The sequence below is a fragment of the Paramaledivibacter caminithermalis DSM 15212 genome, assembly GCF_900142245.1.
Taxonomy (GTDB): domain Bacteria; phylum Bacillota; class Clostridia; order Peptostreptococcales; family Caminicellaceae; genus Paramaledivibacter; species Paramaledivibacter caminithermalis.
In genome coordinates this window covers 31,175-50,998 of sequence record NZ_FRAG01000017.1, presented here as the reverse complement: position 1 = coordinate 50,998, position 19,824 = coordinate 31,175, and the positions used below count along the sequence as shown (strand labels likewise).

The 19,824-nt window shown below is 31.0% G+C and carries 19 protein-coding genes; 1 reads left to right on the top strand and 18 read right to left on the bottom strand.

The window, feature by feature from the left end; all coding sequences use genetic code 11:
- Positions 1-81: 81 nt before the first annotated feature.
- The 18 genes from BUB36_RS08530 to BUB36_RS08445 form a co-directional block, all read right to left on the bottom strand.
- Positions 82-312 (bottom strand): KH domain-containing protein, encoded by a 231-nt coding sequence (locus BUB36_RS08530; protein WP_073149000.1) that lies wholly within the window; start codon positions 310-312, stop codon positions 82-84.
- Between the two features lie 23 nt (positions 313-335).
- Positions 336-605, bottom strand: a complete 270-nt coding sequence (rpsP, locus tag BUB36_RS08525) for a 30S ribosomal protein S16 (RefSeq protein WP_073148998.1) — start codon at positions 603-605, stop codon at positions 336-338.
- Positions 606-642: 37 nt separating this feature from the next.
- Positions 643-1,983 carry a signal recognition particle protein gene (gene ffh / locus BUB36_RS08520; protein WP_073148996.1) on the bottom strand — a complete coding sequence of 447 codons (1,341 nt, stop codon included), beginning with the start codon at positions 1,981-1,983 and terminating at the stop codon, positions 643-645.
- A gap of 24 nt (positions 1,984-2,007) precedes the next feature.
- Complete coding sequence (ylxM, locus tag BUB36_RS08515; RefSeq protein ID WP_073148994.1) at positions 2,008-2,382, bottom strand: YlxM family DNA-binding protein; 375 nt, start codon at positions 2,380-2,382, stop codon at positions 2,008-2,010.
- Positions 2,383-2,785: 403 nt separating this feature from the next.
- Complete coding sequence (gene ftsY / locus BUB36_RS08510; protein ID WP_073148992.1) at positions 2,786-3,967, bottom strand: signal recognition particle-docking protein FtsY; 1,182 nt, start codon at positions 3,965-3,967, stop codon at positions 2,786-2,788.
- A 163-nt stretch (positions 3,968-4,130) separates the two neighbouring features.
- Positions 4,131-7,700 (bottom strand): chromosome segregation protein SMC, encoded by a 3,570-nt coding sequence (gene smc, locus BUB36_RS08505; protein ID WP_073148990.1) that lies wholly within the window; start codon positions 7,698-7,700, stop codon positions 4,131-4,133.
- Positions 7,701-7,866: 166 nt separating this feature from the next.
- Positions 7,867-8,922 (bottom strand): elongator complex protein 3, encoded by a 1,056-nt coding sequence (locus BUB36_RS08500; RefSeq protein WP_073148988.1) that lies wholly within the window; start codon positions 8,920-8,922, stop codon positions 7,867-7,869.
- Complete coding sequence (gene rnc / locus BUB36_RS08495; protein ID WP_073148986.1) at positions 8,915-9,613, bottom strand: ribonuclease III; 699 nt, start codon at positions 9,611-9,613, stop codon at positions 8,915-8,917. Before rnc ends, BUB36_RS08500 begins: the two co-directional genes overlap by 8 nt.
- Before the next feature lie 247 nt (positions 9,614-9,860).
- Positions 9,861-11,105: a beta-ketoacyl-ACP synthase II gene (fabF, locus tag BUB36_RS08490; protein WP_073148984.1), complete on the bottom strand. Its 1,245-nt coding sequence runs from the start codon at positions 11,103-11,105 to the stop codon at positions 9,861-9,863.
- A 39-nt stretch (positions 11,106-11,144) separates the two neighbouring features.
- On the bottom strand, positions 11,145-11,378 hold the full coding sequence (acpP, locus tag BUB36_RS08485; RefSeq protein ID WP_073148982.1) for an acyl carrier protein: 234 nt from the start codon (positions 11,376-11,378) through the stop codon (positions 11,145-11,147).
- Between the two features lie 44 nt (positions 11,379-11,422).
- On the bottom strand, positions 11,423-12,166 hold the full coding sequence (fabG, locus tag BUB36_RS08480; RefSeq protein ID WP_073148980.1) for a 3-oxoacyl-[acyl-carrier-protein] reductase: 744 nt from the start codon (positions 12,164-12,166) through the stop codon (positions 11,423-11,425).
- A 40-nt stretch (positions 12,167-12,206) separates the two neighbouring features.
- Positions 12,207-13,142, bottom strand: a complete 936-nt coding sequence (gene fabD / locus BUB36_RS08475) for an ACP S-malonyltransferase (protein ID WP_330390457.1) — start codon at positions 13,140-13,142, stop codon at positions 12,207-12,209.
- Positions 13,143-13,155: 13 nt separating this feature from the next.
- Positions 13,156-14,148: a beta-ketoacyl-ACP synthase III gene (locus BUB36_RS08470; RefSeq protein WP_073148976.1), complete on the bottom strand. Its 993-nt coding sequence runs from the start codon at positions 14,146-14,148 to the stop codon at positions 13,156-13,158.
- Positions 14,141-15,142 (bottom strand): phosphate acyltransferase PlsX, encoded by a 1,002-nt coding sequence (gene plsX, locus BUB36_RS08465; protein WP_073148974.1) that lies wholly within the window; start codon positions 15,140-15,142, stop codon positions 14,141-14,143. The genes BUB36_RS08470 and plsX overlap by 8 nt, the downstream gene beginning before the upstream one ends.
- 120 nt (positions 15,143-15,262) lie before the next feature.
- Positions 15,263-15,820: a transcription factor FapR gene (gene fapR, locus BUB36_RS08460; protein WP_073148972.1), complete on the bottom strand. Its 558-nt coding sequence runs from the start codon at positions 15,818-15,820 to the stop codon at positions 15,263-15,265.
- A gap of 218 nt (positions 15,821-16,038) precedes the next feature.
- On the bottom strand, positions 16,039-16,218 hold the full coding sequence (gene rpmF / locus BUB36_RS08455) for a 50S ribosomal protein L32 (protein WP_073148970.1): 180 nt from the start codon (positions 16,216-16,218) through the stop codon (positions 16,039-16,041).
- A 2-nt stretch (positions 16,219-16,220) separates the two neighbouring features.
- Positions 16,221-16,727: a YceD family protein gene (locus tag BUB36_RS08450; RefSeq protein ID WP_073148969.1), complete on the bottom strand. Its 507-nt coding sequence runs from the start codon at positions 16,725-16,727 to the stop codon at positions 16,221-16,223.
- A gap of 101 nt (positions 16,728-16,828) precedes the next feature.
- Entirely contained in the window at positions 16,829-18,019 is a 1,191-nt protein-coding gene (locus BUB36_RS08445; RefSeq protein WP_073148967.1) for an acetate/propionate family kinase, read from the bottom strand.
- 535 nt (positions 18,020-18,554) lie between these two features.
- Between BUB36_RS08445 and BUB36_RS08440 the strand changes: the two genes are divergently transcribed.
- Complete coding sequence (locus tag BUB36_RS08440; RefSeq protein WP_073148965.1) at positions 18,555-19,796, top strand: nucleotidyltransferase; 1,242 nt, start codon at positions 18,555-18,557, stop codon at positions 19,794-19,796.
- The last annotated feature ends 28 nt before the right edge of the window (positions 19,797-19,824 follow it).

Here is a 19,824-nt window from a genome sequence, read left to right as displayed (position 1 = left end):
TTATAAGTTTATATAAACATTTTATCCAAAACCATATAATTATAATCAAAAAGGATTAGGGCTACCTAATCCTTTTTGACTCTATTGGATAATTTCAACTACTACTCGTTTGTTTTCTCTAGTAGCAGCAGCTTTTACAACAGTTCTAATTGCTTTTGCAATTCTGCCTTGTTTACCTATTACCTTGCCCATATCTTCAGAAGCAACCTTCAGTTCAATAATAACTGATTGAGTTCCTTCGATTTCATTAACCTGCACTTCTTCGGGATGGTCAACTAAAGCTTTAGCTATAATCTTTACTAATTCACCCATAAATACACCCCCTAGAAGCCTAATTAGGCTTTCTTAGCTTCTTCAAATTTTTCAATAACACCATGCTTTTTAAATAGATCTTTAACAGTATCAGTTGGCTGTGCACCATTTTTAAGCCATTTAACAGCTTTTTCATCATCTATTTTAATTTCAACAGGTTCAGATATAGGATTGTAGTATCCAATCTCTTCAATACATCTACCATCTCTTGGTGAACGTGAGTCTGCAACTACTATTCTATAAAATGGTCTCTTTTTAGCTCCCATTCTTCTTAATCTGATTTTTACTGCCATGTAATTCACCTCCTTTTGAATCTATTTGTATTTATTCTTAAAAGAACGGCAATTTAAATTTACCGCCTTTTTTAAGCCCTTTTCCCATACCAGATAATTGTTTCATCATTTTCTTTGTTTGCTCAAATTGCTTAAGAAGTTTGTTTACCGCCTGAACACTTGTTCCACTACCCTTGGCAATTCTTTTCCTTCTACTACCTTTAATAATAGAAGGATTTTTTCTTTCTTCAGGCGTCATTGATTGAATTATTGCTTCTATATGAACTAATTCCTTTTCATCAACATTTAAATTCTTAAGATGTTTATTACTTACTCCAGGCATCATTTCTAGAATTTGATTTAATGGTCCCATATTCTTCATTTGCTGAAGTTGATCTAAAAAATCTTCTAAATTAAAATCCTGAGTTTTAATTTTCTTTTCTAATTTTTTGAGCTTATTTTCATCAAAACTGGCTTGAGCTTTCTCTATAAGACTTAAAACATCGCCCATTCCTAATATTCTTGAAGCTAATCTATCAGGATAAAAGGGTTCTAAATCTGTAAGTTTTTCTCCCATACCAATATATTTTATTGGCTTACCTGTTACTGCTCTGACGGATAAAGCTGCCCCACCTCTAGTATCACCATCTAGCTTAGTTAATATAATACCATCTATACCTAATTCTGAATTAAAGGTATCGGCAACATTTACTGCATCTTGTCCAGTCATTGCATCAACTACCAACATAATCTCATGAGGCCTAACTTCTGATTTAATATCCTTTAATTCATCCATGAGCCTTTCATCTATATGAAGTCTTCCTGCAGTATCTATTATCACAACATCATTTCCATATTTTTTCCCATGTTCAATACCTGCTTTAGCTATATTTACAGGGCTTACCTTATCACCCATAGAAAAAACAGGTATATCAAGCTTTTCTCCAACTACATGGAGCTGCTTGATAGCTGCAGGTCTATAAACGTCACAAGCAACAAGCAAAGGTCTTTTTCCAAGCTTTTTTAGTTGTGCACCAAGCTTACCACCCGTAGTTGTTTTTCCAGCACCTTGCAAACCAACTAATAAAATAATTGTAGGAGGTTTAGAAGAAAACATGATTTTACTTTGGGTATTACCCATTAAATTAGTTAATTCCTCATTAACAATTTTTATTACCTGTTGTCCTGGTGTTAAACTTTCTAGCACTTCATGCCCAACAGCTCTTTCAGTAACTTTTTTAATAAAATCCTTTACAACCTTATAACTAACATCTGCTTCAAGTAATGCAAGCTTTACTTCTCGCATTGCACTCTTTACGTCTTTTTCAGATAACTTTCCTTTCCCCTTAAGTTTCTTAAAGGTTCCTTGAAGTTTTTCGGAAAGACCTTCAAAAATCATATTCTAACCTCCTTAAAACTCTACCTACAGTCCCTCATCTAAAATTTCAACAAGTAATTCTTTTACCTCATCTATTTTATTCAACATCTTATCTCTATCCAAATTATCATTTATAATAATTCTAAAGCTATCTATAGACTTTATTAATTGATTTACTTTATTTCTAGTATTAGAAAACTTACTTAATAAACCAAGCTTTCCCTCATAGTCTTCCAATATTTTTTTAGAACGCTTTAATGTATCATAAACGGCTTGCCTACTAATATCCAAGTTTTCTGATATCTCACCTAAAGAAAGATCATGTATACAGTATAGTCTTAAAATCTCTTGCTGCTTTTCTGTAAGCAAGCTACCATAGAAAGCGTATAAATTGCCTAATTTAATTTTTTTCTCAAACATAATAACACTTCCCAAAAATACATCTGTAAAGGTCTTAACCTTTACAGATGTATTTTATACTACTATTATTTCATTGTCAATAGAAAATATTAAAGATATTGAATAAATATTATTCATTGTACCAATTTCAATCATAGAAGTTTCAATATTTTCTTTTAATTAAGAAACTTGCATAATTAACACTGATAATTTTGAAATACAATATGCAGATAGCCTTTTTGACTCTATCTACTACATTTTGTACCCCAAAATTCTTTAAATGTATTATGCAATTTCCTCAATTTACATTATTATATATCTAAAAGAATGACCTGATTTTAACCTTAAGAGGTTTAACATCAAAATCTCCTACTTGCAGCTTGGAACATGGAACTTGTAACTTTAAAAGTATCATTAAATACTTTTAATTATCACTTAATAAAGCCTCTACAAAATCCTTTGGATTAAATGGTTGAAGGTCTTGTATGCCTTCTCCAACTCCTACAAACTTCACAGGTATATCTAATTCCGATGTTACTCCAAGAATAACTCCACCCTTTGCTGTACCATCTAATTTTGTTAATACGATTCCTGTTATATCAGCAACTTCCTTAAAGGTTTTGGCTTGTTGTATAGCATTTTGACCTGTAGTTGCATCTAAAACTAAAAGTACTTCTTTTCTAGCTTCAGGATATTCCCTATTAATTATTTTAAAAACCTTACCCAATTCATTCATCAAATTCCTTTTATTGTGTAGTCTTCCAGCTGTATCACAGATTAATACATCAGTTTTTCTTGCTTTAGCCGCTTGAATTGCGTCATATATTATAGCAGCTGGGTCTGAACCCTCCTGTTGGTGAATTACATTTACACCTACTCTTTCACCCCATATTTTTAGCTGATCGATAGCCGCTGCTCTAAATGTATCACCTGCAGCAAGCAATACTTTCTTACCACTTGCTTTAACATTATAAGCTATCTTACCTATAGATGTTGTTTTACCAACGCCATTTACTCCTATAACAATAATTATGGCAGGAGAAGGTGATATGTTTAAATCGTTATCCTTTGAAGTAGTTAATAATTCTTCCATAATATCCTTTAATACAGCTTTAACTTCTTCTGTATCCGATATTTTTCTTGTTTTTATTTCACTCCTTAGCTTGTCAATAATTTCCATTGTCGTACTCATTCCTACGTCGGATACAATAAGAATTTCCTCTAATTCTTCTAAAAATTCTTCATCAACCTTAGTATATATCTTCATCAAAGAATCAATTTTTTCAGTTATACCTTTTCTGGTTTTTGTTAGCCCTAATTTTAATTTAGAAAAAAAATTAACAGAATTTTTTTTTGACTCAAGTTCAATATTTGCATCATCTTCTGGATTTTGCAATGGACTTTCAACTGCTTCTTCTAATTCATCATTTAGATGTTTCAAATCTCCTTTATTATTATCTTCTGAAATAGAGGCTTTTTTAATATCCTCGCTAATAAATTCACCTTCACTAATTTCCTCTTGGCTTTTATCCTCTTCGCCCATACCCTTATCAATCAACGTTTCTTCATTATTTTTCTTGATTTTACCAAATAGTTTCTTTAACATTTTTTACCTCCTAAATATCGTAATTTAAATTCTTTACCCTTGAAAATAATTTGTATCTAACTAGACCATAAAGGATTACCCTATCTCTCAACCTTAAGCTATACACAAAAGAGTTGACCCCAAACAGAACCTCAATCTAACAAAACACCAAATGTATTTTACCTTAGCTGGCTACTTCACTTAATTTAACTGAAACAACCTTTGAAACACCATACTCTTGCATTGTAATACCATATAAATAATCAATAATCTCCATAGTTCCTTTTCTATGGGTGATTATTATAAATTGAGAATTTTTAGTGAATTCCTTAAGAAATTCTGCAAATCTAAATATATTTATATCATCTAAAGCCGCTTCAATTTCGTCTAATATACAGAAGGGAGTTGGCTTAGTTCTCAGAATTGAAAATAATAATGCTATAGCAGTTAAAGCCTTCTCTCCTCCAGAAAGGAGATTTAAATTTTGAAGTTTTTTTCCTGGGGGTTGCGCTACAATATCTATGTTACTTTCCAATACATTTTCATAATCATCCAATAGGAGTTTAGCCTTTCCTCCATTAAAAAGCTGATTAAAAATTTCACTAAAATTTTCATTTATTTGTTTAAAGCTCTTGACAAATTGCTTATTCATTGTACTTTCTAATTCTTTAATTACTTGATTTAAAGATTCCTTTGCTTTAATTAAATCTTCTCTTTGCTCCTTTAAAAAAGCGTATCTTTGATTTACTTCTTCATATTCTTTTATAGAACTTATATTCACTTCACCTAATTTCTTAAGTTCTCTATTTAGAGAACTTATTCTTTTAGATGCTATATTGAAATCTTCTATATCACTTTTATGATTTAAGGCATCCATATAACTAAGCTCGTATTTTTCCCATATTTTCTTAATAAGATTATCATTTTGAAGTTCAAGTCTTGCCTTTTTAACTTCGATTTTATGAAGGCTTTCCTTTAAATCATTTAAAGCATTATCTATGGTTTCAATCTTCATTATTAGTTCCTTATTTCTTTTAATCCATATATCCTTCTCATTTGTATATTTGTTTATATTATATTCAATTTGTTTACTTAAGACGTTATTATCATTAATTTTCATCATTATATTATCAGTTTTTTTAATCAATCCTTCCTTTTCTTTTTCTAGCTGCGATAATTCCTTTTCTTTGTTTAATCTATTATTTTTCCATACCTCGATAGAATCTTGTATCCTTTTTATTTCCATTTTATTATTATCCCTTTTCTCCTTCAAAGAAGCTAAATCAATTTTTATTGAAGTTATTTTTTCCTTTAATAAATTTATTTGATTTTGCTTTTCATGGGCAATCCTAGACATATTTTGTATATTATTTTCAAGTTCTTCATTTTCTTTTTTAAGGGATAAAACAAATGAATTCTTTTTGCTGATGGATTCATCTATATCCTTTAATTCACTTTTAAGCTCCTTTAGTTCTTCATCTAAATTACACAAAGATACATCAAGGGAATGACCTTGATTTTCTATATTAGTCAATACATTTTCTTTTTTTAGAAGAGTCAACTTAATACTTTCAACAGATATGGAATTATCCTTTAGCTTATTATCTATGCCTTCAAGTTTATTCTTCAATTCTTCTAGGTCATTTTTATACTGAGTCGTTAATTTGTTTAAATCATCGATTTTATCATCAAGCTCCTTTATTTTTCTCTTTCTCCTAAAAACATTAACTGTTTTTGATTTGTAACTACCTCCTGTAATTGTGCCACCTGGATTTATAATATCTCCATCAAGTGTTACAATCTTGAATTTTTTTACTGTTTTTGAAATGTCTACTGCAGAATCTATATTATCAACTATAATTGTATTGCCAAGTAGATAATTAAATAGGCTATCATATTTATTTGAGGTTGAAACCAAATTACTGGCTATTCCAATAAAACCTTTATGCTTAATAAGTTTCGATTCAATATTTTTCTTGTTTTTTTGGGAATATACATTAGATAATGGAAGAAAAGTAACTCTTCCTAAGTTATTTTCCTTAAGATGTTTCACTATCCTTTTTGCATCTTCTTCATTATTACATACAATATACTGCATAGAATATCCTAGAGCTACTTCCATTGCTATTTCATAGTCCTTTGGTATAGTCATAAGTTCAGCAACAACTCCATGTACGCCCTTGCCTAATGTGCTGTTTTCCTTACATAGCTTCAGGGTTTTCCTTACACTGCTGCTAAATCCTTCGTAGGATCTATCCATAGCTTGAAGAAGTTTTTTCTGTGATTGCAGGTCTCTTAAATTATTTTTTTCTTTTTCATATAAATTTAGTAAATCTTGATACTTATTTCTATATTCATTATTTTTCTTAATTAATTCCTCTTTTTTTAGAAGCATTTCATTATAGGAAGCCTTTGTTTTTTTAATCTCATTATTCACTTCCAAGAATTTTTCTGTATTATCCTTTTTTTTATTACTTAGGCTCCGTTTTTCATGCTCAATTCTCTTTATTCTATTTATTAGATTTTCCTTAATTGTATTCATGCTATTTGCTTCACTTTTAATAGAAGACATGGAGTTAAGAACTTCTATATTTTTGCCTTTTAACTCTTCAAGTTTATATTGATACTTATTTATTAAATTGCCAAGCTCCTCATATTTCTCATTTTCCTTAACCAATAATTCATTTTTTTTGGATATAAGTGTATTAAACTCCTGTTTTTGCAACAGTAAATGTGACAGTTCAATATTGATATCTTTATCTTTATCTGATATGCCTTCTATTTCATTTCTAATTCTTGAGACATTCTTATCAATGTTTTGTACTTTCTCTTTGTAAAGTATTCTCTCTCCTTCTAATTTTTTTAATAAATTAGTTGTCTCAAAATAATTTTCCTTCATACTTTGAATATCATTGTTAAGCTCTTCAATTTTTTGCTGACATTTTAACTGTTCACTTGACACAGATTGTTTTTTGCTTAAATAATCTGCGTGTTGATTATTAACAACATGGAATTGCTCTTCTTCAGCTTTAAGCTTTAGTTTTATATCTTCTATTTCTCTTAAAAAAATGTTGATCTCTAATTTTTTAAGTTCTTCAGATAAATCTAAAAACTTTTTTGCTTTTTCACTTTGTATTTTTAGGGGCTGTATTCTCGTTTCAAGTTCTACTATAATATCTTCTATTCTTACAATATTTTGATTTGTATTGCTAAGTTTCTTTTCAGCCTCTAATTTTCTAGATTTATACTTTACAATTCCTGCAGCTTCTTCGAAAATTTGTCTTCTTTCATCGGGCTTATTACTTAGTATACCGTCTATTTGACCTTGACCAATAAGGGAATATCCATCTATTCCAATTCCTGTATCCATTATCAATTCACGAATGTCCTTTAGTCTGCAAGGAGTTTTATTTATAAGATATTCGCTTTCGCCAGAACGATACAGTCTTCTAGTTATCGTAACCTCACTATAATCTATAGGTAAAAATTTTTCACTATTATCAAAAGTTAATGATACCTCCGCCATGCCTAAAGGTTTTCTATGGCTTGTCCCATTAAAAATAATATCTTCCATTCTGCTTCCTCTTAGGGTTTTAGGACTTTGCTCTCCAAGTACCCATCTTACGGAGTCAATAATATTACTTTTCCCACTGCCATTTGGGCCAACAATACCTGTTATACCATTTCTGAAATCAATTGTTATCTTATCTGCAAAGGATTTAAATCCGTGTATTTCAAGTTTTTTAAGGTACAAAGCATACACCTCTTTTTATTTTAATCCATAATTCATAGGTCTAGCCAAAGAAATATTTCAAATATATTTCTTGTTAGCTGACAGCCACTAGCTAAATATCTACTGATGCACTTAAATATTTTATCATAACTTTTTAAAAAAGAGAATAACACCTTTAATCTAGGTGTTATAATATCATTTGCTTGATTATTATTTTATCATTTATTTTAATTTTGACTTCATTTTTTTTGAGTTCTGAATCCTTGATTATTTTAATATTTTTTATATTATATTTAGACTTAAAATAAATTGTATTGCTTTTGTTAATCCCAACTAAATTAGAAATGAATTTTGGATTTAATGTAAATTCAACTTTTTCTACTTCATGTTTATAGGATGCTATTACTTTATCAATGGCTTCTCTAAAAACCTCTGATTCTACTAATTGTCTAAAGGCTGGATGAAAAGGACCTGCTACTACATCCTTTCCTTCCATGATATTTTCAGTTGGTTGAAGTCCTATACGAATAATAGGTATATCATTTCTATAGAATAATTTATATAATTCTCTACAAATAAGTACTGCATTATCAATACTTAAAGGTTTATATTCATTTTTAAAAAATAATTCCTCAAGTTTAGTTCCTTTTATAACAAGGGTTGGATAAATCCTCACAAAATCTGGCTTATAGGAAATCATTTTTTTAGCAGTATTCATTGCCTTTTCAAAGTTATCCCCTGGTAATCCTATCATCATCTGAAGACCTAGCTTAAAGCCCATCTTTTTTATTAAATATGAAGCACTTAATACGTCATGGGCAATATGACCTCTACAGCTTTCTCTAAGCACTTCATCATCTAATGACTGAACACCCAATTCAATAGTTGAAACATTATACTCTTTTAAGTTTAAAAGTATATCTTTATCAATATAATCCGGTCTAGTAGAAAGTCTTATATCATCAACATATCCACTCTTATACCATTTATTTGCTATACTTAAAAACTCCTTTTGCTTTTCACTATCTATTCCAGTAAAGCTTCCTCCAAAAAAAGCTATTTCAATATGTTTATCCTTCTTTTCTCCAATAGATTCAACATATTCCTTGATTTGTTCTTCAATCTCCTGACCCGTCAAGGCTGTATCCTTTCCTGTTATTTTTCTTTGATTACAAAAAACACAATCAAAGGGACACCCATGATGTGGTACAAAAATAGGTATAATATAGTTTTTTTTACCCATTTTTTATAACCCCTAAAGCCATTTTAGCAGCATTTTGTTCTGACTCTTTTTTACTCTTTCCTTTACCATGTCCTAATACATTGTCATTCTTTTTAACTTGAGTATAAAAAGTTTTATTGTGGTCAGGACCCTTTTCATCGATTATTTCATAGCTAATCTTAACATTTGGATCATTTTGAATCAGTTCTTGCAAACGAGTTTTATAGTCAATGAAGATTTTACCATTAAGGGCGTCATTTATTACTTCTTTCATTGTCCAAAGTATAAATTTTTTAGCACTTTCTATTCCTCCATCTAAGTATATTGCTCCTATGACTGATTCAAATGCATCAGCTAAAAGAGATTGTCTTTCTCTTCCACCAGTAGCATCTTCTCCCTTACCAAGCATTATATAGTTGCCTAAGTCAATAGCCTTTGCACAGTATGATAAGGTTGGCTCACAAACAATTTTAGCCCTTGTCTTAGTAAGCTCTCCTTCTGGTAAATCTGGATAATTAATAAATAGATAGTCACTGATGATAAGTCCAAGTACAGAATCTCCAAGGAATTCTAGTCTTTCATTATGTTTGTATTTTTTGTTTTTCTTTTCATTTGCATATGAACTATGGGTAAGTGCTTCATTTATCAATTCCTTTTTTTTAAACTCATAGTTAATTAATTGTTCAAATTTCACAAAATTATCATTGTTCATAAAAATTCCTCCTAATATTATAGAAGGGATTTCGAATGTATTTTATGTTATAATATGTTACCTGAAAATAAAAAACATTCGAAAAACCTTCGAAAATTGTACATAATTATTTTATACTTTTTTTATATAAAATAAAAGTATTATTTAATATGTAAGATATTAAAACTTTTGAAGTATTAAAAATTTAACCCCTTATTGCTAGACAACAATTAAAAGCACCCCATATGGGGCGCCTATTTATTAGTTATTAATCGGTATATTTCTTTAAAACTATTGCAACATTATGTCCACCAAAACCTAGGGAATTGGAAAGAGCATAATTCACTACTTTATTCTTTCCTTTATTTGGTACATAATCTAAATCTAGTTCTGGGTCTGGGGTTATTATATTTATTGTTGGATGTATAAAATCCTCTTTTACAGCTAATAAGCATGCAATTGCTTCTATTGAGCTGGCTGCACCAAGCAAATGACCTGTCATAGATTTAGTAGAGTTTACTGAAAGCTTATATGCATGTTCGCCAAATACTGTTTTTATTGCCATGGTTTCAAATTTATCATTATAAGGAGTTGAGGTTCCATGGGCATTTATATAGTCTATCTCCTCAGGCTTTATACCTGCATCGTTTATAGCGTTTTTCATAGCCCTAGCTGCACCTTCACCTTCAGGAGCTGGAGCAGTTATATGATAAGCATCGCATGACATACCATACCCAACTATTTCACCATATATTTCTGCTCCGCGTTTTTTAGCGTGCTCTAATTCTTCTAAAACAATTATACCTGATCCTTCACCCATTACAAAACCATCTCTATCTTTATCAAAGGGACGACTAGCAGTTTTAGGATCATCGTTTCTAGTTGACATGGCCTTCATAGTACAAAAGCCTGCCACAGACATAGGTGTTATAGATGCCTCAGCACCACCTGTAAACATTATATCTGCATCGCCTCTTTCAATAATCTTAAAAGCATCTCCAATAGCATTATTGGATGAAGCACATGCCGATACTGTTGTGATACTGGGACCCTTTGCCCCTAGTGCCATCGAAATATGTCCAGCTCCTATATTTGAAATCATCATTGGTATAAAGAAGGGACTAACTCTTCTAGGACCTTTTTCATTTAACTTATTATGCTCTCTTTCCAGTGTTTCAATACCTCCAACACCAGATCCAAGAGATACCCCTAATCTTTCTCTATTTATCTCATCTAAATTAAGTTTTGAATCCTCTAAAGCCATTTTTGCAGCAGATACTGCAAATTGAGTAAATCTATCCATTCTTCTTGCTTCTTTTTTATCAATATAATCATGGGAATTAAAGTCTTTAACTTCACCTGCAATCTGAGTAGCATATTCTGATACATCAAATTTCGTTATCTTTCCTATACCATTAACACCATCTCTTAATGCATTCCAATAATTTTCTTTGCCAATACCAATTGGAGAAATTACACCAATCCCTGTTATGACTACTCTTCTCTTACTCAAATTAATTCCTCCTATACTTGTATAGAATTTTCAAATTTACTATTTTGTTTTTTCTTCGATATATTTTGCTATATCTCCTATATTTTTGAAGTTTTCAGCATCTTCATCAGGAATTTCTATATCAAATTCGTCTTCTAGTGCCATAATTACTTCAACAGCATCAAGTGAATCTGCTTCCAAATCATTCATTAAGGAAGTTTTTGGAGTAATATCCTCTACATTATCAACATCTAATTGTTCAGCTATAATTTTAACAACTTTATCAAATACCATAATTTACACCTAACCTTTCTTAATAATAATTATTTTTTAGTATACTACATCACCATTCCACCATCGACATTTATAACCTGGCCAGTTAAATAATCTGATTCTTCTGAGCATAAAAATGCTACTACATTTGCTACATCTTCTGGTTTACCCATTTTGCCCAAAGGAATGCTCTTCGAATAGTTTTTTACTACTTCTTCTGAAAGCTTTTCAGTCATATCTGTCTCAATAAAGCCTGGAGCAACAGCATTGACATTAACCCCTCTAGATGCTAGTTCCTTAGCAGAAGACTTCGTAAATCCAATAACTCCAGCCTTTGAAGCAGAATAGTTTGTTTGTCCTGCATTTCCAATAATTCCAACCACAGACGTAATATTTACTATTTTTCCACTTCGTTGCTTCATCATCTTTTTCCCAACAAGCTTGGTACATAAAAATGTTCCCTTAAGGTTCACATCCATTACCTTATCCCAATCATCATCCTTCATTCTTATTAGTAATGTATCTCTTGTAATGCCTGCATTATTTATTAAAATATCTATGCTTGAGAAATTTTTTTCTACTTCTTTTACTAAATTTTTAACATCCTCTGAATTTGAAACATCAGCTTTTATCGCCAATGCTTCCCTGCCCATCTTTTTTATTTCTTCTACAACTTCTTCAGCCTTATTAGAATTACTAGTATAATTGACCACTATATTAGCACCTTTTTCAGCTAGCTTTATAGCTATAGCTTTTCCGATGCCCCTTGAGCCACCAGTAATTATTGCTGTTTTGCCTGATAAATTCATAAAACTACCTCCATAGTATGCAGTTTTTTTCTAAATTCCTTTAAGCTAAAGCCTTTAGTGCTTTTTCTAATGATGTCATATCTTCAACATTTAGTATTTGCACATCACGAGAAATTCTTTTTATAAACCCAGATAATGCTTTTCCTGGTCCTACTTCTACAAAAGTATTTACTCCATCCAATATCATTTTCCTTACTGAATCTTCCCAAAGAACGGAATTACTTACTTGTCTAACCAGCAATTCATTTACAGATGAAATTGAATCATAATAATCTGCTGTTACATTAGCAACTACTGGATAGATGAAATCATTCAATTCAATTTTATGTAGCTCCTTTGCTAATTTTTCTCCAGCACCATATAGCATACTTGAATGAAATGGTGCTGAAACCTTTAAAATCTTTGCTTTTTTTGCTCCTAATTCCTTTCCAATTTTTACTGCCTTTTCTACAGCCTTTACCTCACCTGAAATAACTATCTGAATAGGAGAATTAAAATTAGCAGGCTCTACTACTCCAAATTCAGAAGCTCTATTACAAGCTTCTATAACTTTTTCTCTATCAAGTCCAATAAAGGCAGCCATTGTACCTACCCCAATGGGTACTTCTTCCTGCATATATTTACCTCTTGCTTTTACAACTCTAACTGCATCTTCAAATGCCATTACCTTTGATGCCACAAGGGCTGAAAATTCTCCCAAACTTAAACCAGCTACAATCTTAGGTTCAATGCCATGCTCCTTTAACACCTCATATGATGCTATACTTGCAGTTAAAATTGCTGGTTGTGTGTTTTCTGTTTTCTTAAGTTCCTCTTCAGGTCCTTCAAAGCAAAGCTTTTTCATATCATAGCCCAGAGAATTGGAAGCTTTTTCAAAAACGTCATTTGCTATTTTAAAATTTTCTACAAATTCCTTACCCATTCCAACATATTGTGCACCCTGTCCTGGAAAAACAAAAGCTATTTTTCTCATCATTCACCCTCCTATATTACCACTTAATTACAGATGAACCCCAAGTAAGACCTGCCCCAAAGCCAACTAGAACAACATTATAACCTTTTTTGATTTTTCCCTTTCTTATGGCTTCGTCTAATGCTACTGGTATAGAAGCAGCCGACATATTACCATATCGGTCAAGATTAACATATACCTTTTCCATTGGCAATTTTAAACGCTTTGCCGATGCAGATATAATTCTAGTATTGGCTTGATGTGGTACTAAATAATCTATATCATTGACATCTAAATTACATAGTTTGAGGGCTTTTTTTGAAGCATTTCCCATTGCTCTTACAGCAAATTTAAATACTTCACTTCCATCCATCTTTATATAATGTAGATTCTGTTCAACTGTCTGAACTGACGCAGGCATCCTTGATCCACCTGCAGGTAATGTTAAAAATTTGCCACCTTCTCCATCAGCACCTAAGTAAGTAGAAAGTATTCCTGTTCCTTCTTCTGTAACCCCTAATACTGCAGCTCCTGCTCCATCACCAAATAAAACACAGGTATTTCTATCATTCCAATTCATAATTTTAGATAGGGTTTCAGCTCCAATTATAAGTATTTTATTATATACTCCTGTTGCGATGAATTGCTTAGCAACAGCTAATTCATATATAAAACCAGAGCATCCTGCCCCTAAATCAAATGCCGCTGCATTTGTCGCACCAATATTTTTTTGAACGATACATGCCGTTGAAGGGAATGACATGTCTGGAGTAACAGTAGCAACAATAATTAAGTCCAATTCCTTAGCTGACACCCCTGCAGCCTCCAATGCCTTTAGTGCTGCTTTTGTAGCTAAATCTGAAGTAGCTGTATTATCATCAACAATTCTTCTGCTGTGAATTCCTGTTCTCGTAACAATCCAATCATGTGAAGTGTCGACAATTTTTTCTAAATCGTAATTAGTTATAACATTTTCTGGAAGGCAGCTTCCAGTACCTAGTATACCAACACTTCTTAAACCACTATTCAATATTATCAGCTCCTCTAATATTTTCTTCGATTTTCTTAATTACACCCTTCTTAATAAATATCTCACTGTACTTTATTGCATTTTTTATAGCTTTTTCATTTGAACTTCCATGGGCTTTAATTACTGGTTTTTTTACACCTAATAATGGAGCTCCACCGTATTCTGTATAGTCAAGTCTTGATTTAAAATCCCTAAGTCCATCCTTTAAAATCAATGCACCAATTTTACTGATAAAATTTCTTGTGAAAATATCTTTAAGTATTGATGCTAAGTTCATTGCAACGCCTTCTGTAAGCTTTAGTATTACATTGCCTACAAAACCATCACATACTATTACGTCTACTATACCATCTGGAACATTACGGGCTTCTAGATTACCATAAAAATTCAGATTTGAATTCCTCATAAGTTCATATGCCTGGGCAACTAGTTTATTACCTTTTCCTTCCTCAGTTCCAATATTAACCAACCCAACCTTTGGGGTTTTTATATTTAATACATTTTCTAAATATATTGATCCCATAATTCCAAACTCAAGTAAATTTCTTGGTTTGCAATCAGCATTAGCCCCTGCATCTATTAAAATAGAAAAACCTTTTTTGGTTGGATAAATTGGAGCTAAGGCTGGTCTATCAATGCCCTTTATTCTACCTATTCTTAGTAAACTACCTGCTAATAATGCTCCCGTATTCCCAGCAGATACAAAAGCATCTACTTCATTTTTTCTTAATAAATCAAAACCAACAGCCATGGAAGAATTTTTTTTCTTTCGAATTGCTTGAACTGCTTTATCATCATTGGAAATTATTTCATCTGCATTGATAATATGTATTCTTTTGAAATCCTTTGTATTTTTTTCAAGTTGATTTTTTATTATTTCTTCTTTACCCACTAATAGTATTTCAGACTCTATTTCATTTAATGCCTGCAAACTTCCTAATATTATAGCATGCGGTGCATTGTCGCCTCCCATTACATCTATTGCAATTCTCATATTTTTTCTCCCCCTAAAATATGATTATACAGAACCATATAAATCCTTACATTTTCATTTCTTCAATATCTTTAAAACACTAGCTACTCAAAAAATCAAAATGTAGATCTATAATACGCTCTATATGGATACCAATATAAATTTTCCTCTAAAAACCTGCTCATCTTTAACTGTTATCTTGACATGCACAAAATAATTTTTCCCTCTAATCCTTGTTACTTCTGCCTTAGCTATAAGTTTTTGTCCTGATAATACTGGAACCTTATATTTTATATTAGAAACTCCAGTTAAAGCTACGTCTGCATCTATCACTGCCATTGCTAAAGACTCTGCCATAGCAAATATAAAATGACCCCTAACGATTTTTGTTTTTTTAAAAACCATGGTTGAATCCGTTTGTAAAATGGAAATTGCTTTTTTATTTAATTCTAAATCAATAAGCTCTCCTACTATTTCCGCTTCACCTATAGTTCTGACCTTTTTATAATTTAACTTCGCAACATTTCTTACTCTTTCTCTTAGCTCTGGAATATTGAGACATAATCTATCTAGTCTTATTGTTTGTATGCTAACATTGAAGAGTTCACATAATTCCTCATCTGTTATAAAGGGATTATCTTCAATCTCTTTCTTTAATCTTTCTTGTCTATCCTTCTTACTATATCTTTTTGAAGACATATGCCCACCCCTTAGTGTTATTAGTGCAAATATCTTAACTGCTATTAGTACCTACTACTAACAATAAGTATAAATGATTAATTAGATTTATGCAAGGTCTTTTTTAAATTTCTAAATTCTTTATAAATATTTACATCAAAATCTTTCAATAAAAAAATAGTAGCGACATAAATGTCGCTACTATTTTTTTATTGAATTAATATATTATTTGTTGAATATTAGTCAACTTTTACTACTTCCTTGTCTCCATAATAACCGCATGAGTCACATACTCTATGAGGCATCTTTGGTTCGTGACATTGAGGACAATTTACATAATTAGGAGCTGTCATTTTTATATTAGAAGCTCTTCTCTTATCTCTTCTTGCCTTAGAAGTTTTACGCTTAGGTACTGCCATAATTACACCTCCTCATTTTTACTAAAAAAATCTTTCAGTTTCTCTAATCTGGGGTCAATATAATCTACATCACAATTACATTCTTTTAGATTAAGGTTTTGTCCGCAAATCGGACACAATCCTCTACACTCTTCTTTGCAGAGTGTCTTCATAGGTAAAGAAAAAGCTAAAGCTTCCTCTATAATGGTAGATAGATTTAAATAATCACCTTCTATATAGGTATTATCGTCATCTTTTTCTTCCAAGGGAATATCAAAATTCATATTGCCAGATACATTCTTTTTGAATTCCTCTAAGCATCTACTGCATCTAAAAACTGCTTCTCCAGAAAAAACAGCATCTACAATTATTCTTCCATTATTTTTATATACTTTCCCTGTAACCTTTAAAGGCTCCACTTCTAATATATTCAAATTCTGCAGAAGCTCTGAATTGTTTAATTCGTAATTCAAACTAATATCAATAGGATTAGTTTTTTCACCAATAAGCTTTGATATATTGATGTTCATCAGTTCACCCCATAGACCGGACAGATTTATTATACAAACCTCTACCGTATTTGTCAAGTAAAAGTACTTGATAACAAAATATTAAATGTTCCTAAAGTTTATTATAAAAGTTCTACTGTGTCCTTTGCAATCATTAATTCTTCATTTGTTGGAACAACTAATACTTTAACCTTAGAATTATCGGTACTTACTATTGCATCTTTGCCTCTTACATTATTCTTTTCCTTGTCTATCTCTATGCCCATAAATTCAAGACCAGAACATATCGCTTCTCTATTTGAAGCTGAGTTTTCACCAAGTCCAGCAGTAAATACAACTGCGTCTACGCCTCCCATAACTGCAGCATAAGCAGCTATGTATTTTTTAACTCTAGCATTAAATTTATCTAAAGCTAACTGTGCTCTTTCATTACCCTCTGAAGCAGCTATTTCTATATCTCTAAAATCACTGCTGACACCAGATATTCCAAGAACACCTGATTTCTTATTTAAAAGATTATTGATTCCATCGATATCTAACCCTTCTTTTTCCATGATAAATGTTACTATAGCTGGATCGATATCACCACATCTTGTACCCATAGCTAACCCTTCTAGTGGAGTAAAGCCCATACTTGTATCAACTGATTCTCCATTTTTCACCGCTGCTAAGCTTGCACCGTTACCTAAATGACAAGTTACAATCTTTAAGTCTTTTAAATCTTTACCAAGAATTTCTGCTGCCCTTGCAGAAACAAATCTATGGCTTGTACCATGGAATCCATACTTTCTTATACCATATTTTTCATACAATTCATATGGTAATGGATAAATATATGATGATTTAGGCATAGTTTGGTGAAAAGCTGTATCAAAGACACCAACCATAGGTACTCCTGGCATTAACTCTTGGCAAGCCCTAATACCAATAAGGTTTGGAGGGTTATGTAATGGAGCCAATTCAATACATTCCTCAAGGGCCTTTATTACATCATCATCAATAACTACAGAACCGCTGAATTTTTCACCACCATGTACAACTCTATGTCCTACAGCATTAATTTCTTTAAGATCTTTAATAGCTCCATGCTTTGTGTCAACAAGGGCATCAAGAACAATTTTTAAAGCATCCTTATGATCTGTCATTGGCTTCTCGATTACTACCTTGTCCATGCCCAAAGCTTCATGCTTTACTCTAGCACCTTCAATTCCAATTCTCTCGGCTAAACCTTTTGCTAAAACATTTTCATTGTTCATATCAATTAGCTGATATTTTAATGAAGAACTACCACAATTAATAACTAATACATTCATTTGTACTGCCTCCTTAATATCAATAATAATATAAATTTTATTTTACTGCTAAGTAAATATGTACTAACTATATTCATAGGTTTGTGAATAGTTTAAACAATTAATATATATTTTACTTATCAGTTTTGAAACTTCTTAAAATTAGTATCGCATAAGTATTATTATTTTACATGTTCTCAACTGAAAGCTACATATTTTTTAAAATATCAACTTATTTTTCAAGTACACATTTCAGAACCCAAATTATTTATCATAAAAATTCCCCAATCATAATAATTATAAAATATTCAAGAAATTTTTCAAGGTTTTATTATATATTTTTTGATTTTTGATTCTTTTTTCGATTATACTATTTGATTATACTATAACCATATAGTAATAGTTTTTCAGATTTTACTGCCTCTATAGTGTCTTAATATTTTAAAATTAATGATATAATACTTATATCAACTCATTAAGCCAGTTTTCACCGCAAGGATTTTAATATTTTCTTTTTATTTGGGAATCATACTTTTATAACATAGAAGGAGGTCATATGAAGGTTGTAGGTCTGATTACAGAATATAATCCATTCCATAATGGACATAAATATCATCTTGAGAAATCTAAGGAAATTGTAGGAGCAACTCATAGTGTAGCTGTCATGAGTGGAAACTTTCTTCAGCGAGGAGAACCTGCTTTATTTGATAAATGGGAACGAGCAAAGGCTGCTGTAAAGCAAGGTGTTGACTTGGTCTTAGAATTACCTGTGATTTTTTCATGTAATAGTGCAGAATTTTTTGCTTTAGGTAGTACTAGTTTATTAAATTCTTTAAATATAGTTGATTATTTATGCTTTGGAAGTGAAGATGGAGAACTAAAAAACATTAATTTAATATCTGATTTATTGGCCGATGAACCATCTAAATTTAAAAAGCTTTTAAAGGAATATCTTGATAAGGGATATACTTTCCCTGCAGCAAGACAAAAGGCTATAAAGGATTATCTTGGTTATAATGTTGATTATATTGATATTTTGAACTTTCCTAATAATATTTTAGGTATAGAATATGTAAAGTCACTGAAGCTTTTAAAAAGTAAAATCAAGCCATTAACAATTAAAAGAATTAAGGCAGATTATAATTCACTAGAAATTAGAGATAACATATGTAGTGCAACTGCCATCAGAAATATGCTTCAAAAAGATTATGAGGATATAAGCATAATTAAAAGTGTTGTGCCTAATGAAAGCTATAAAATAATAAGAGAAGCTATAAAAAATAATAAAGGTCCTATATTTATAAAGGATTTAGAAAAAATTATACTTTATAAGCTACGCATATCTTCAATAGAACACTTGAAAATTATCCATGATATCAATGAAGGTTTAGAAAACAGATTAAAAAATGGAGCCATTCTATCAACCAATTATGATGAACTAATTAGCTATGTAAAAACCAAACGCTATACTATGACTAGATTACAAAGAATTTTTATAAAAGCTATATTAGATATATCTAAGAAAGATGTGAAGGTGTTAGTAAAAGAATTAGGTCCTCAGTACATTAGAGTCTTAGGATTTAATAATAAAGGTGCAGACTTGCTGAAAAAAATAAAAAAAGTTAGCTGTCTCCCAATAATAACCAATTTAAAAAGATATAAACCTGAGAATGATTATGCGAAAAGAATGATTGAAATAGACATAGCTTCAACAGATATATATTCTCTTTTATATGGAAATAAGGAATTTGCAAAAGGAGGACTTGATTTTATAAAAACTCCATATATCCATAACTAAAAAGTAATAAATTGCAAATCTCAAAATA